This window comes from Pseudomonas sp. HY2-MNA-CIBAN-0224 (assembly GCF_040310285.1).
GTDB lineage: Bacteria > Pseudomonadota > Gammaproteobacteria > Pseudomonadales > Pseudomonadaceae > Aquipseudomonas > Aquipseudomonas helleri.
This window is the reverse complement of record NZ_JBEOPQ010000175.1, coordinates 1-459: the sequence shown is the minus strand read 5'-3', so window position 1 is coordinate 459 and position 459 is coordinate 1. Positions and strand designations below refer to the sequence as shown.

The 459-nt window shown below is 40.5% G+C and carries 1 protein-coding gene; it reads right to left on the bottom strand.

Translation table 11 applies throughout. From position 1 onward, the window contains the following. Window positions 1–61: 61 nt before the first annotated feature. Window positions 62–459 (bottom strand): inorganic diphosphatase (locus AAEZ03_RS25905; RefSeq protein ID WP_350582586.1); only part of this gene is annotated, 398 nt, incomplete at its 5' end.

Sequence of the window (459 nt, the reverse complement as noted above, 5' to 3'; positions counted from 1 at the left end):
ATCTTTAAGAGTGCTTATATTTGTGAGCATAAACATCAGCTCATTAGATTATTATTGTACTCTATAGGTCTTTCCAACGTTGGATAGATTCTTTGATCACTTCTTTGGCTTCTGCGACGTCACCCCAAGATTCAACCACTGTTGTACCAGCTTTTTTAAGATCTTTATAGTGGCTAAAATGGAACTGTAACTGGTTGATCAGCTGCTTTGGTAAATCTTCTAGGCTGTTGTAAGCATTGCCTGTATCACGGTCGTCAGCAGGGACGACGACGATTTTGTCATCAACTTCGCCATCATCAACGAATTTCATAACGCCGATTACTTTGGCTTTTAAGAAAATGCCAGTAGGTAAAGGCTGCTCAGTAATGATTAATGCATCAAGCTCATCGCCATCTTCATCAAGCGTTTGCGGGATAAAGCCATAGTTGCAAGGTTTGGCAAAGATTTGTGGATCAACAC